Origin of the sequence: Acidovorax sp. A79, assembly GCF_041154505.1 — a bacterium.
Lineage (GTDB): Bacteria > Pseudomonadota > Gammaproteobacteria > Burkholderiales > Burkholderiaceae_C > Acidovorax.
Window position 1 is genome coordinate 581,375 of sequence record NZ_AP028672.1, and the last position, 14,017, is coordinate 595,391.

The following is a 14,017-nucleotide window of genomic DNA, read 5'->3' on the forward strand; positions in this document are numbered from 1 at the left end:
CCTTCCAGCAACGACGAGTTGACGCATGCTCACCGCCACTTACTACGCCCTGATGCTCCTGGTCGGATACGCCTGGTACAGGTATGGACAGAAACTGCTCGACAAGGGCCTGCGCGACGAGAACGATGAGTTCACCAAGCCGCCTGTCGGGCCCGTCGGTTTTTTGCTCATCGGCGGTGTGGCGTGTTATCTGTTGTTCGAGGCCCTGCGCGCCCTGGTGCTGGGCAAGATTCCGTGCGTCGGGAAAGGCTGCGCAGGCCAGATCTACACCTTGGCAGAGCATTCCGGCCAGTACTGGGCCAACCTGTTTTTTGTGGTGTGGATGGTGCTGGCCCTGGGCTACACGATGTACGTGGCCCTCAAGATCTGGTTCAGGGCATGAGGCCCTGCTCTCGCACCTGAAATGGCGGCAGGTGCCCGCCGGAACCGGTTCCACCGGCCCCGGCCGTCAGCTATTGACCTGCGCCCACAGCTTGTCCAGCCGCTTCACGCTCACCGGCTGGGGCGTGCGCAGCTCCTGGGCGAAGAAGCTCACGCGCAGCTCCTCCAGCAGCCAGCGCAGCTCTTGCATGCGCGCATCAACCTGCCCCTTGCGCTCGGCCACCAGGCGCCAGTAGCGCTGCTCTTGCGGGCGCAGCTCGGCCAGCTTGGCAGCGTCACGGGCGGGGTCGGCGCGGTATTTATCCAGGCGCAGCGTGATGGCCTTGAGGTAGCGGGCATAGTGCGCCAGCTGTGTCCACGGGGCGGCCGCAATGAAGTTCTTGGGCACCAGGCGCTGCAGCTGCTGCTGCGCGTCTTGCGTGGCCTCGGGGGCGTTCTTGGTGTCCTTGATCTTGCGGGCGGCGGCCGCGTATTCGGTGAGGATGGTGGCGGCCAGGCGCGCCACTTCGTTGGCGATCAGCGTGAGGCGGCCCCGGCCTTCCTCCACGCGGCGCTTGAAGGCGAACTCGTCGGTGGGCAGCGGGTCGAGCAGAAAGGCCCGGTCCAACGCCACGTCGATGATCTGGGAGCGCAGCTCTTCCTGCGTACCCAGCGGCATGTAGGCCACCGCCATCTTCTGCAGGTCGGGAATGTTCTTTTCCAGGTACTTGAGCGCGTCCTTGATCTGCAGAGCGAACAGACGGCGCAGGCCCGCGCGGTGTTTGGCCGCTGCCACCTCGGGCTCGTCAAACACTTCGATGGTCACGGCGTCACCGCCATCGATGAGCGCTGGGAAGCCGATCAGCGTCTGGCCCGCCTTCTTGATCTCCATCAGCTCGGGCAGCTCGCCGAACGTCCAGGTGGCGTAGCGCTGGCCTGCGGGGGCAGACGGCGTGGCGCTGGCGGGTTTCGCAGGCTGGGCGGGCCGCGCGGCACCTCTTACTCCTGATTTAATAGCTGCTTGCGCTTTACCATCAAGCGCTGGAGGCATATTTGAATCAGATTTCGCACCCTCTGCCGCCGCGCCGCCGAGCTTGAGTCCCGCCAGCGCCTGGAATGCCCCGCGCGCCTTGGCGCCCCACTCCGCTTTCAGCGCACCCAGGTTGCGGCCATGGCCCAGCTGGCGCCCGTGCTCGTCCACCACGCGGAAGTTCATGAACAGGTGCGGACTGAGCATGTCGAGCTTGAAGTCGGCGCGCTTCACATCGAGCGAGGTCTCGTCGCGCACCTGCTTGAGCAGCACATCGGTCAGGCTGCCGGTGCCAAAACGTTCGGGCGTGCCCAGCAGCTCGGCCAGGCGGGTAGCGGACTCGGGCAGTGGCACGAAGCGGCTGCGTGGGCGCTGCGGCAGGCTTTTGAGCAGCGCCTGGATCTTGTCCTTGAGCATGCCGGGCACCAGCCATTCGCAGCGCTCGTCGCTCACCTGGTTGAGCACGAAGAGCGGGATGGTCACGGTGATGCCGTCGCGCGCATCGCCGGGCTCGTGCAGGTAGCTGGCGGCGCAGTCCACGCCGCCCAGGCGCACGGTCTTGGGAAACGCGTTGCTGGTGATGCCGGCCGCCTCGTGGCGCATGAGCTCTTCGCGCGTGAGCTTGAGCAGATCGGGCTGCTGGCGGGAGGCCTCGCGGTACCAGGCCTCGAAGCCATGGCCGCTGCACACGTCGGGTGGCAGCTGCTGGTCGTAGAAGGCATAGATCAGCTCGTCGTCCACCAGCACGTCCTGGCGGCGCGACTTGTGTTCCAGCTCCTCCACCTTGGCGATGAGCTTCTGGTTGGCGGCCAGGAAGGGCAGCTTGCTCTCCCAGTTGCCCCCCACCAGGGCCTCGCGGATGAAGATCTCGCGCGCGGCGTGCGGGTCGATCTTGCCGAAGTTGATGCGCCGGCCGTTGTAGACCACCAGGCCGTAGAGCGTGGCCCGTTCGAGCGCCGTGACCTCGGCCGACTTCTTCTCCCAGTGCGGGTCGAGCAGCTGCTTGCGCAGCAGGTGACCACCTACCTGCTCGATCCACTGCGGCTCGATGGCGGCGATGCCCCGCCCGAACAGGCGTGTGGTCTCCACCAGCTCGGCCGCCACGATCCAGCGGCCGGGCTTCTTGTTCAAGTGGGCGCCCGGGTGCTTGTAGAACTTGATGCCGCGCGCGCCCAGGTACCAGTCTTCCTCTTCGCTGCGCGCGCCGATGTTGCCCAGCAGCCCGGCGAGCATGGACAGGTGCAGCTGCTCGTAGCTGGCGGGCTGCGTGTTGATGGGCCACTTGTGCTCGGCGACCACGGTGAGCAGCTGCGTATGGATGTCGCGCCACTCGCGCAGGCGGCGGATGCTGATGAAGTTCTGGCGCAGCAACTGCTCGTACTGGCGGTTGCTCAGCTTGTGGGTGGGCGCCGGTGCGGTGGCACTGGCCACCGCGGGCGCGGGTGCCGCCGCGGCCACCAGCCGCTGGGCCACGGGCAGGTGGGCCTGCGACGGTGCGCGCTGGTGGGCCATGGCCTTCTGCGCGCGGGCAGAAGGCAGCGTGGGCGCCCCGCCCCGTGCCTCGTTGATCCACTTCCACAGCTTGAGGTAGCCGCTGAACTCGCTTTTCTCGTCGTCGAACTTGGCGTGCGCCTGGTCGGCCTGCTGCTGGGCTTCCATGGGCCGGTCGCGCACGTCCTGCACGCTCAGCGCGCTGGCGATCACCAGCACCTCATCGAGCGCCTTGCGGTCGCGCGCCTCCAGGATCATGCGGCCCACGCGCGGGTCGAGCGGCAGGCGTGACAGCTCCACGCCCATGGGCGTGAGTTCGTTGGCCTCGTCCACCGCGCCGAGTTCGCCCAGCAGCTGGTAGCCGTCTGCAATGGCGCGGCCCGAGGGTGCTTCGATGAACGGGAACTGCACCACGTCGCCCAGGTGCAGCGACTTCATGCGCAGGATGACGCCGGCCAGCGATGACCGCAAGATTTCGGGGTCGGTGAAGCGCGGGCGGGCGTTGAAGTCCGCCTCGTCGTACAGGCGGATGCAGATGCCGTTGGCCACCCGGCCGCAGCGGCCCGCGCGCTGGTTGGCGGCCGCCTGGCTGATGGGCTCGACCAGCAGCTGCTCCACCTTGCTACGGAAAGAATAGCGTTTCACGCGCGCCGTGCCTGCGTCGATCACGTAGCGGATGCCCGGCACCGTGAGCGAGGTCTCGGCCACGTTGGTCGCCAGCACCAGGCGGCGGCCCGTGTGGCCGTCGAAGATGCGGTCCTGCTCGGCCTGCGACAGGCGGGCGAACAGCGGCAGCACCTCGGCATTGCGCATCACCGGCTGGTGGGCCAGGTGCTTGCGCAGGTGGTCGGCGGCCTCGCGGATCTCGCGCTCGCCGGGCAGAAAGATCAGGATGTCACCGGCCGCATTGCCCTGCCAGAGTTCATCCACGCCATCGGCGATGGCTTCGTTGAGGCCGTAGTCGCGCGTGTCCTCGAACGGCCGCCAGCGCTGCTCCACCGGAAAGGTGCGGCCGGAGACATAAATGATCGGCGCCGGCCCCTTGGCCGACTCGAAGTGCTTGGCAAACCGGTCGGCATCAATGGTCGCCGAGGTCACCACCACCTTGAGGTCGGGCCGGCGCGGCAGGATCTGGCGGATGTAGCCCAGCAGGAAGTCGATGTTCAGGCTGCGCTCGTGCGCCTCGTCGATGATGATGGTGTCGTAGGCCTTGAGCAGCGGGTCGGTCTGCGTCTCGGCCAGCAGGATGCCGTCCGTCATCAGCTTGACCGAGGCGTCGCGCGAGAGCCGGTCCTGGAAGCGCACCTTGAAACCCACCACGTCGCCCAGCGGCGTTTGCAGCTCTTCGGCGATGCGCTTGGCCACGCTGCTGGCCGCGATGCGGCGCGGCTGGGTGTGGCCGATCAACTGGCCCTTCTGGCCTGCGGGCGCATTGCACTTGCCCCGGCCCAGGGCCAGCGCGATCTTGGGCAGCTGCGTGGTCTTGCCCGAGCCGGTTTCGCCGCAGACGATGACGACCTGGTGCTTCTCGATGGCCTCCATGATCTCGTCGCGCTTGCCAGATACGGGCAACGATTCGGGAAAGGTGATGCGCAGCGGCGCGGTTCGCGGGGCGGATCGGGGGGGAGTGGGAGGCGCGGATTCGGTCATGAAGCCACGCATTATCCGAGGCGGGCGTTGGCCCCGTGCAACACAGGCCATGCGCGCGGCCAAACGGAGCACCCCGCGCTCCCTCCCTTGCGCGGTCTTTTGTCAAACGCCACTTTTTGGTGCCGGGGATTTCAGTATGTAATACCCCGGTTCCGCCCCGAAGATGTCTGCGTGGCGGGTGCCCTCCGGAATGACCGCATGCTCCCGCAGACATCTGCCCCGAATTTTTCCGCCCGCGACAGCGCCACCCCACCGCCCTCCTCGCGCCGCGATTGGCTCGCATGGGCCGGCACCGCAGCCCTGGCCCCCCTGCTGCCGGCCTGCGGGGGCACCGGCAACCCCGGCCCCGCGATGTCGGCCACCATGGCCTGGGGCCGCAACGAAATACGCCAGGCCATGCTGCGCAGTGATGCGCGGGCCGCCTCCGTCGCGCTGCTGCACGGCGACCGCCTCGTCTGGCAAGAGGCGTTCGGGGTGCTGGACGACACGTCCGCCATCCCGGCAACGCCCGACACGCGCTTCAATGTCGGCTCCGTCAGCAAGGTGCTCGCGGCGCTGGCCGTCATGGTGCTGGTGGACCGCCAGCTCGTGCAGCTCGACGCCCCCGTGGTGCGCTATCTGCCCCGGTTCACGATGCTGTCGGAAGACTACCGCGACATCACCGTCCGCCACCTGCTGAGCCATGCCTCCGGGCTGCCGGGCACCCACGCGCACAACATGTTTTCCTTTGCGCCGCTGTCAGGCTATGCGGCGGGGCTGGAGGCGGCGCTGGCCGGCGTGCACCTCAAACATGCGCCCGGGGCGCTGGCGACCTACTGCAACGACGGCTTCACGCTGGTCGAGCGCATCGTGCTCGCGGTCACCGGGCAAGGCTACCCGGCATTCGTGCAATCGGTCCTCTTCAACCCGCTGGCCATGGCCCGCTCGGGCTACACGCTGCTGCCCCTGCCCGAAGGCAGCTTCGCCCATGGGTACATCCACAAGGTGCGCCAGGGCCAGGAGTTCGTGATGGGCTACGCCACCGGCGGGCTGTGCACCACGCCGGGCGACATGATGAAGCTCGCCGCGATGCTCCTGCAGGGCGGTGAATACGACGGCCGGCGCATCGTCTCGAAAGCCGCCGTGCTGGAAATGGGCCGCGACCAGGGCCAGGGCACGCACCTTCACCTCACGCCCGACTGGCACGCCGGCCTGGGGTGGGACAGCACGCGGCATCAGGGCCTGGGCGCCGCGGGCGTCCTCGCATGGCAAAAGAGCGGCAGCACGATGTTCTACGCCAGTGACTTCCACGTGCTGCCGCAGGCGGGCCTGGCCCTGCTGCTCACGGGCAGCGCCTCCAGCTTCAAGCCCGGGCCCATCGCCGAGGGCATTCTGCTGCGCGCGCTGCAGGAAACCGGCCAGCTCCCTGCGCTGCCGCCCAAGGTGTCCACCGCCGCCCCCGCGCTGGCCACCTCGTCGTCCAGCGCGGTCGATGCGGTGCTCGGCATCTATGGCCGTTCCTCGAAACCCCTGAAAGTCCTCTCGCCCGACAGCCAGCAGATCGACTTGTGGATCTGGTCCGCGCCGGCGAAGGACTGGGCACCGCTGTGCACGGGGCTTCGCCCGCGCAGCGACGGGTGGTGGTGGTCGGATGCCCAGCCCCGCACCCACTACCGCTGGGAGAAGGCCGACGGCCGCCGCTACCTGCTTTCGCGCGAGCCCGCCACGGCGGGACACTACTGGGTCACCATGCCCGTGGGCCAGCAGATGCCGCGCGCCGCCGCCGCGCTCCCTGCGCAGTGGATATCGCGGCTGGACAGCACCTGGCTGCTCGCGAACGAAGCGTCCGAATCCATTCCGCTGGCCCTGGGTGTGGGGGCGGCCGCCCTGCGCGAGCTGCCCGAGCTTCCCGGCTACCTCTTCTGGGACGACAGCCAGTTCCTGCTGCCCCTGTCGCCGGACCGCGCCGGCATGGCGGTGCAGGTGCCGCTCAACGACGGCCGCGATCTGGTGGAGCTGGTCGTGGAAACCCGCGACAAGGAGGAATGGATGCACGCCGCCGGCTGGGCCTACCGCCGGCAGGGCTGAGCGCCGGCCCGCCCGCCCCGCAACCACCGCGGCACACAGGCGCAGGGCACGGGCCGCCCGGCACTGTTCCTTTCACACGACAAATGCAGCCGTTCGCGGCCCCCTGCGCTTGCCAAGCCCCCGGGGCCTCGCCACAATTCGCGCTTCTTTCTTTCAGGCATGTGCCCGCCGCCACGGCAGCCCCTGAAAACACTGGAGGTCACCGCTATGTTTGTTCCCTTGTCCGCTCCCGCCTGACCACCGTCCACCGCCCCGGCTGGACTGTGTGCGCACGCACTGTCCAGCCTTGGCCCCCGGCGCCCCCACGCGCTCCGCAAGCCCTGGCTCCATTGCCGGGGTTTTTTGTTTGTGGAGTGCACATGAGTGCCAAAAAATTGTCCCGGGCCTATGCCCAGGGTGAGATCAAGAAGCTGCGCCGCATGAAGCAGCCCCTGGTCGTAGTTCTCGAGTCCTCGGGCCCGCCCCGAAATCCCGTGGCCACCGCACTGGCCCGGCGCAGCCTGTCGAGCGCGGCAGGCAAGCACATCCGAGCCCGCGGGGCCCAGCGCCGCGCGGACAACGTCGCCCTGCGCAAGGCGATCCAGACATCCCGCTTCACCGAAAGCGACTGATGCGACACAACGATTGAAAACCATGGACCTTTCCACCCTTTCCGAAGACACGCCACACAAGCGGCCCGCTCCGCCCATCGCGCAGCGGGAGCTGCTGGCCCAGCGCCAGCAGGCGCTGGCGCTGGCCGCAGCGCAGCTCAAGGCCGAGCTGTTTGGCATCGACGACGTGATCGACCGCGTGGTCGACGCCATCCGCGCCTGGTACGTGCTGCCCCAGCTCATCACCCGGCCCGTGATCGTGTGCCTGTGGGGCCTGACCGGCACGGGCAAGACGCAGCTCACGAGGCGCCTGGCGCAGCTGCTGGGCTTCTACGACCGCTTCGTGGAGGTGCAGATGGACGGCTTCAGCCACGGCGCGAGCTACCGCAGCTCGTCCATCTCGGGCATGCTCGCGGACTCCGGCATCCACGAGGGCGCGCCGGGCATGCTGGTGCTGGACGAGTTCCAGCGCTTTCGCACGGTGGACACCAAAGGCGCCGACGTGAAGGTGGAGCGCTACCAGGACGTGTGGACGCTGCTGTCCGACGGGCGCCTGCCGCCCGCGCTGAGCGCCCTCACCAACATCGAGCGCAAGCTGGCCGACGCGCATTACGAAGCCGAACGCGCCGACGACAACGAGGACGAGCGCGCCGGCAAGAAGCCCTACCGCTTCCAGCTCGACGCCTGGGATGCCCAGGAGCTCAAGCGCATGCTCAAGCTCTCGGAGCCCCTGGCCGAGATCATGCAGTGGCCGCCCGCGCAGGTGCAGGCGCTGTTCACGCGGTTCCAGCAGTCGCTGTCGTCCTGGGAGACCGACTACAGCAAGCTGCTGGTGTTCGTCTGCGGCAACCTCGACGAGATGTACCACGAGACCGCGCAGCGCGTGGAAGACTGCGACACCGACACCGACGCCGACATCTTCCACCGCCTCACGCGCAAGCTCTCGCTCATCGACGTGAAGAAGGCCCTGAGCGAACGCTTCAAGCCCGAGCAGATCGCCCGGCTGGGCAACGAGCACGTGATCTACCCCTCGTTCAACAAGGCCACCTACGAGGAGCTCATCCGCAACCTGTGCGCGCGCTACTGCGACGACATCGCCGCACAGTGCGGCGTGCGCTTTGCCATCGGGCAGGACGTGCTGGACGAGCTGTATGCCAACGCGGTGTTTCCGGCGCAGGGCACGCGGCCGCTGTTCTCGTCGGTGCACGCGATCCTGAGCGCCAACCTGGTCAACGCCGCGCTGTGGGCGCTGGAGCAGCAGCTGCCCCTGGCACAGGACGTCGCCATCACGCTGGCGGCCGACAAGCGCCACCTGGTGGTGCGCGGCCTCGGCGGCCAGGGCGAGGCGCGGCAGGCGCAGTTTGCGGTGGCGCTGGAGCTCAACCGCCTCAAGCAGCGCGCCAATGCCGACTTCCGCGCCCTGCTGGCGGTGCACGAAGCCGGCCACGGACTGGTGTACTGCCTGCTGTTCGGCCAGGCCCCGCAGGAGGTGAAGATCAACATCGCCTCGTTCGAGGGCGGCTACAACAGCTTCGCGGGCCTGAAGGTCACCACGCGGCAGAACGCGCTCGACATGATGTGCGTGGGCCTGGCGGGCCGGGTGGCCGAGGAGCTGGTGTTTGGCGAAATGGCCTGCACGACCGGCGCCGAGCAGGACTACAAGCAGGTCACGGCCGAAGCGGCGCGTTTCATCCGCCACCACGGCTTTGGCACGCGCCTGTCCCGCACCGACGTGACGGTGGAGCTGGACAACCACCTCAACACCGACGTGGAACCCAGCAATGCGGCCATCGAGCAACTGCTGCAGTCCCAGTACCAGCGCGCCAGCGCCCTGCTGCGCCAGCACCGGGAGGCCCTCACCCGCCTGGTGGAGGCCCTGCTGGACCACGGCATGATAGCCCAGCCCGAGATGCAGACGCTGATGGCCCGAAGTGGCGTCGCCATTGCGGTGGCAGCCCACACGGGGCCCGACGAAGCCCTGATCCTGGAGCCCTTCGCGGCCCGGCTGGCCGCGTTTCGGCAACAAACCGGGAGCCAACCCGCACCTGCCCCGGACAGCAAAAGCCCTGCATGCTTATGATGCGCGACTTGGCGGCCGCACGCGGCCGCCCGCCGTTGCCGGTTTTCCCCTCGCTCCAAGGCCACCCCACCGCCCTCCACCGCCCATGTCCGCCGTTTTCAACTTCACCTTCGTCCCCTGGTTCCGCTCGGTGGCGCCCTACATCCACAAGTTCCGCAACCAGACCTTCGTGATCGGGCTCACGGGCGAAGGCATCGCGGCGGGCAAGCTGCACAACATCGCGCAGGATCTGGCGCTGATCCAGGCCATGGGCGTGCGCATCGTGCTGGTGCACGGGTTTCGCCCGCAGGTGAACGAGCAGCTCGCGGCCAAGGGCCATGCGGCGAAATACTCGCACGGCATCCGCATCACGGATTCGGTGGCGCTCGACTGCGCGCAGGAAGCCGCGGGCCAGCTGCGCTACGAGATCGAGGCCGCGTTCAGCCAGGGCCTGCCCAACACGCCCATGGCGGGCGCCACGGTGCGGGTGATCTCGGGCAACTTCCTCACGGCGCGGCCCGTGGGCATCGTGGACGGCGTGGACTTCCAGCACTCGGGCCTGGTGCGCAAGGTGGACGTGGCCGGCATCCAGCGCACGCTGGACATGGGCGCGCTGGTGCTGCTCTCGCCGTTCGGCTTCTCGCCCACGGGCGAGGCCTTCAACCTGAGCATGGAAGAAGTGGCCACCAGCGTGGCCATCGAGCTGCGCGCTGACAAGCTGATCTTCCTGACCGAGGTGCCGGGCATCCGCATGCTGCCCGGCGAACCCGAGAGCGAGGACAACCCCATCGACACCGAGCTGCCCCTGGCCGCCGCGCAGGCCCTGCTGGCCACGCTGCCCACCGCGCAGACGCCCACCGACACGGGCTTCTATCTGCAGCACTGCGTGAAGGCCTGCAAGGCCGGGGTGGAGCGCAGCCACATCCTGCCATTCGCGGTGGATGGCTCGCTGCTGCTGGAGGTGTACGTGCACGACGGCATCGGCACCATGGTGATCGACGAGAAGCTCGAAGAGCTGCGCGAAGCCACCATCGACGACGTGGGCGGCATCCTGCAGCTGATCGAGCCGTTCGAGAAGGACGGTACCCTCGTCAAGCGCGACCGCACCGAGATCGAGCGCGACATCGCCAGCTACACCATCATCGAGCACGACGGCGTGATCTTCGGCTGCGCGGCGCTCTACCCCTACCCCGAGGCCAAGACGGCCGAGATGGCCGCGGTGACCGTGTCCCCGCAAAGCCAGGGCACGGGCGACGGCGAGAAGCTGCTCAAGCGCATCGAGCAGCGCGCGCGCCTGCAGGGGCTGGACAGCATCTTCGTGCTGACCACCCGCACCATGCACTGGTTCATCAAGCGCGGCTTCCAGCCCGTGGACCCGGACTGGCTGCCCGACGCGCGCAAGCGCAAGTACAACTGGGACCGCCGCAGCCAGGTGCTGGTCAAGAGGCTCTGAGTGTTTCGCGCGCCGCCGCCACGGCGCGCGCCACCTGCGCAATGGCCGCGTCGCGCTGCTGCGGCGCGGCGGCGGACCGCGTGAGGTAGCAGGTCACCAGTACCGGCGCGCCGCCGCCCGGGGGCCACAACACGCCGATGTCGTTGGCCGTGCCGCTGTCGCCGGCCGTGCCCGTCTTGTCGCCCACCTTCCAGCCCGGCACGCCGGCGCGCAGGCGCTGGTCGCCGGTGCTCGTCTCCACCAGCCAGCGCTGCAGCCAGGCGCGCGACGCCGGTGTGAGCACATCGCCCAGCACCAGCTTCTGCAGGGTCTGCAGCATGGCCAGCGGCGTGGTGGTGTCGCGCGGGTCGCCCACCTTGGCTTCGTTCAGCGTGGGCTCGGTGCGGTCCAGGCGCGTGGTGGTGTCGCCCAGCGAGCGCACGAAGGCGGTGAACCCGGCCGGCCCGCCATGGCGCGCCAGCAGCACGTTGGCGGCGGTGTTGTCGCTCAGGCTCACGGTGGCGGCGCAGAGTTCGCCCACCGTGAGGCCCCCGCCGTCGCCCGCGCGCGGGCCGCTCGCGGGCGAATGCGCGATGACGGCCTCGCGGCCGTAGTGCAGGCGGTGGTCCAGCCGCTCCTTGCCCTGGTCCACCAGCGCCAGCATCCAGCCCGCCAGCACCGCCTTGAAGGTGCTGGCCATGGCAAAACGCTCGTCCTGGCGCCAGCCCAGCGCCAGGCCCGAGCCGGTGTCCAGCATGGCCACGCCCAGGCGGCCCTGGGCGGCGCGTTCGATGCCGGCCAGCGTGTCATTCCACTGGCGGGCCGTGGTGCCGCGGTCCGCCGCGGTGCCGGCGGCGGCGCAGCCCCAGATAGGCAGGGCGGTGGCAGCCATCAAACCCAAGGAAAACTGTCGTCTTTGCATAAGAGATGGAGGGGTGAGTTGAAGCAAGGACCGAACGATACGGTGATACAGCCCCCAGCACCATCGATAATAATTGCCGCCAGCCCCCAGAAAAACTTATGCATCTTCCGCTCAATGCCCTGCGCGCGTTCGAAGCCTCGGCGCGCCACCTGAACCTCACGCGGGCGGCCGAGGAACTGCACGTCACCCAGACCGCCGTGAGCCAGCACATCCGCAAGCTCGAAGACCGCCTGGGCAAGCCGCTGTTCCGCCGCCTGCCGCGCGGCCTGGCGTTGACGGACGAAGGGCAGGCGCTGCTGCCGGTGGTGGTGGAATCGTTCGCCAGCCTGGAACGTGCGCTGGAAAAGCTGGGCGACACCCGCCCGCGCGAGGTGCTGACCGTGGGCGCCGTGGGCACCTTTGCCGTGGGCTGGCTGCTGCCCCGGCTGCGCGACTTCCAGCAGGCCTGCCCCTTTGTAGACCTGCGCCTGCTCACGCACAACAACCGGGTGGACATGGCGGGCGAAGGGCTGGACTGCGCGATCCGCTTTGGCGACGGCGCCTGGCACGGCACGCATGCCGAACGCATCATGGACGCGCCCATGTCCGTGATGTGTTCGCCCGCGCTGGCCCACGGCCTGCGCACGGCGGCCGACCTGGCACGGCAACCACTGCTGCGCAGCTACCGCACCGATGAATGGGCGGCGTGGTTCGAGGCCGCGGGCGCCCCCTGCCCCGTGGTGCGCGGCGCGGTGTTCGACTCGTCCCTCACCCTGGCGGAAGCAGCGGCACAGGGCGCGGGCATGGCGCTGCTGCCGGTGCGCATGTTCACGCGCGAACTGCAGCAAGGCCGCCTGGTGCGGCCCTTTGCGCAAGAACTGCACCGGGGCGCCTACTGGCTCACGCGGCTGCAGTCGCGCCCGGCCACGGACGCCCTGCTGGCGTTCAGCGAATGGCTCCGGGCCCAGGCCCGCATGGCGGCGGAGGAAACATGAATGAAATTGGCTTCCAGCGCTTGTTCATAAAGCGCTAGCAGCTATCACAACAATAGCAGATGTATCCCGTCAGGCAACACGCCTGCGGGGCCCCACGGCCACCATCAGCGCCGCCGCCAGCACCAGCGCGCCGCTCAGGATGTACAGGCTCAGGCTGAAGCTCCCCGTGGCCGACTTGATGGCACCCACCATCACCGGCGCCACCACGCCCGCCGTGCCGCCCAGCGTGGTGATGAGCGCAATGCCCATCGCCGCGGCGTCCTTGGCCAGCAGGCTGGCGGGCACCGCCCACAGCACCGCGAAGGCGCTGGACACCCCCATGGCCGACAGCGACAGGCAGGCCACGGCCGCCCAGGGGCTGTGCATGAACAGGGTCGTCAGCGACAGCCCCACGGCCCCGAGCACCGCGCCCACGGCGAAGTGCCAGCGCCGCTCCTGCGTGCGATCCGAATGCCGCGCCACCACCAGCGTGGCAGCGATGCCCAGCGCCGCCGGAACCACCGAGTAGAACCCGATCTGCAGCACCGACAGCCCCATGGACTGCAGCAGGGTGGGCTGCCAGAACGACATGGCGTAGATGCCCAGGATCACCAGGAACGAGATGAACCCCAGCAGCCACACCTGCGGGTTGCGCAATGCGCTGCCAAAGGACTGCGGCGCGCCGCCACCGATGGCTTGCTCCTGCGCCAGATCGCGCCGCACCTGGGCTTTTTCTTGCGATGTGAGCCAGCCAGCCTCCTCGGGGCGGTTGTCGAGCCAGCGATAGGCCAGCACGCCCAGCAACACGCACGGCAAGCCCTCCACCACGAAGAGCCACTGCCAGCCGCGCAGGGACAGGGCGCCATCCAGGTACGTCATGGTCAGTCCCGCCAGCGGGCCCGCCACGATGGGTGCCGCCCCGTAGGCCATGAAGAACAGCGCCGTGGCCCGCGCACGCTGCTGCGCCGGGAACCACAGCGTGAGGTAGAACAGCACGCCGGGCGCAAAGCCTGCCTCGAAAACCCCCACCAGGAACCGCAGCACATAGAACTGCGTGGGCGTGGTGACGAACAAGGTGGCCGCCGATGCCAGACCCCACAGCGCCATGATGCGCAGCAGCGTGGCCCGCATGCCCACGCGCGCCAGCATCACATTGCTGGGGATCTCGAACAGCGCGTAGCCGATGAAGAACACCCCGGCCCCGAGGCCGAAGACCGCATCGCCGAAGCCCAGGTCGGCCTTCATCTGCAGCTGCGCGTAGCCGATGTTGGTGCGGTCCAGGTAGTTGAAGATGTAGCAGACAAACAGCAGCGGTATGAGCCGCCAGCTGATCTTGCGGTAGAGCGCCTGGGTGCTGGTGTCATCGGTGGCAGCGGATGCCGCCGCAGCCGCGCCATAGGTGGCCGTGTTCATGGGTTGTCTCCTGGGTTTGTTCTTGTCGCGTGGTGCACCTGCAGTGCGCA

General features: G+C 68.6%; 9 protein-coding genes. 6 read left to right on the forward strand and 3 right to left on the reverse strand.

The features are described from left to right. The first annotated feature begins 25 nt into the window (after window positions 1–25). The gene (locus tag ACAM51_RS02650) at window positions 26–382 is read left to right on the forward strand and encodes a hypothetical protein (RefSeq protein WP_369642653.1); all 357 of its coding nucleotides are present in this window, start codon (window positions 26–28) and stop codon (window positions 380–382) included. A gap of 66 nt (window positions 383–448) precedes the next feature. Here ACAM51_RS02650 and hrpA read toward each other — a convergent pair whose 3' ends face one another. Beyond that, the gene (gene hrpA, locus ACAM51_RS02655; protein WP_369642654.1) at window positions 449–4,531 is read right to left on the reverse strand and encodes an ATP-dependent RNA helicase HrpA; all 4,083 of its coding nucleotides are present in this window, start codon (window positions 4,529–4,531) and stop codon (window positions 449–451) included. Between the two features lie 198 nt (window positions 4,532–4,729). On the opposite strand from hrpA, the gene ACAM51_RS02660 reads away from it, so the two are divergent. The 4 genes from ACAM51_RS02660 to argA all read left to right on the forward strand — a co-directional run bounded on the left by ACAM51_RS02660 (window position 4,730) and on the right by argA (window position 10,700). Then, window positions 4,730–6,598, forward strand: coding sequence for a serine hydrolase domain-containing protein (locus ACAM51_RS02660; RefSeq protein ID WP_369642655.1), 1,869 nt, complete (start codon window positions 4,730–4,732; stop codon window positions 6,596–6,598). Window positions 6,599–6,957: 359 nt separating this feature from the next. After that, on the forward strand, window positions 6,958–7,209 hold the full coding sequence (locus ACAM51_RS02665) for a hypothetical protein (RefSeq protein ID WP_218294716.1): 252 nt from the start codon (window positions 6,958–6,960) through the stop codon (window positions 7,207–7,209). A gap of 22 nt (window positions 7,210–7,231) precedes the next feature. Then, entirely contained in the window at window positions 7,232–9,268 is a 2,037-nt protein-coding gene (locus ACAM51_RS02670) for an AAA family ATPase (RefSeq protein WP_369642656.1), read from the forward strand. 85 nt (window positions 9,269–9,353) lie between these two features. Beyond that, entirely contained in the window at window positions 9,354–10,700 is a 1,347-nt protein-coding gene (argA, locus tag ACAM51_RS02675; protein ID WP_218294715.1) for an amino-acid N-acetyltransferase, read from the forward strand. On the opposite strand, the gene bla is transcribed toward argA, so the two are convergent. Beyond that, window positions 10,687–11,571, reverse strand: a complete 885-nt coding sequence (bla, locus tag ACAM51_RS02680) for a class A beta-lactamase (protein ID WP_218294714.1) — start codon at window positions 11,569–11,571, stop codon at window positions 10,687–10,689. The two genes, argA and bla, sit on opposite strands and share 14 nt — an antisense overlap. A 128-nt stretch (window positions 11,572–11,699) precedes the next feature. Between bla and ACAM51_RS02685 the strand changes: the two genes are divergently transcribed. Next, complete coding sequence (locus ACAM51_RS02685; RefSeq protein WP_369642657.1) at window positions 11,700–12,575, forward strand: LysR family transcriptional regulator; 876 nt, start codon at window positions 11,700–11,702, stop codon at window positions 12,573–12,575. Between the two features lie 69 nt (window positions 12,576–12,644). Here the strand turns inward: ACAM51_RS02685 and ACAM51_RS02690 are convergent, their stop codons facing one another. Beyond that, on the reverse strand, window positions 12,645–13,967 hold the full coding sequence (locus tag ACAM51_RS02690) for an MFS transporter (protein ID WP_369642658.1): 1,323 nt from the start codon (window positions 13,965–13,967) through the stop codon (window positions 12,645–12,647). Window positions 13,968–14,017: the final 50 nt, after the last annotated feature.

What these genes read in the sequence shown, in the direction of transcription:
- ACAM51_RS02650 (WP_369642653.1), top strand. Translation starts at nt 26, where the DNA reads ATGCTCACCGCCACTTACTACGCCCTGATGCTCCTGGTCGGATACGCC.
- hrpA (WP_369642654.1), bottom strand. Translation starts at nt 4,531, where the DNA reads ATGACCGAATCCGCGCCTCCCACTCCCCCCCGATCCGCCCCGCGAACC.
- ACAM51_RS02660 (WP_369642655.1), top strand. Translation starts at nt 4,730, where the DNA reads ATGCTCCCGCAGACATCTGCCCCGAATTTTTCCGCCCGCGACAGCGCC.
- ACAM51_RS02665 (WP_218294716.1), top strand. Translation starts at nt 6,958, where the DNA reads ATGAGTGCCAAAAAATTGTCCCGGGCCTATGCCCAGGGTGAGATCAAG.
- ACAM51_RS02670 (WP_369642656.1), top strand. Translation starts at nt 7,232, where the DNA reads ATGGACCTTTCCACCCTTTCCGAAGACACGCCACACAAGCGGCCCGCT.
- argA (WP_218294715.1), top strand. Translation starts at nt 9,354, where the DNA reads ATGTCCGCCGTTTTCAACTTCACCTTCGTCCCCTGGTTCCGCTCGGTG.
- bla (WP_218294714.1), bottom strand. Translation starts at nt 11,571, where the DNA reads ATGGCTGCCACCGCCCTGCCTATCTGGGGCTGCGCCGCCGCCGGCACC.
- ACAM51_RS02685 (WP_369642657.1), top strand. Translation starts at nt 11,700, where the DNA reads ATGCATCTTCCGCTCAATGCCCTGCGCGCGTTCGAAGCCTCGGCGCGC.
- ACAM51_RS02690 (WP_369642658.1), bottom strand. Translation starts at nt 13,967, where the DNA reads ATGAACACGGCCACCTATGGCGCGGCTGCGGCGGCATCCGCTGCCACC.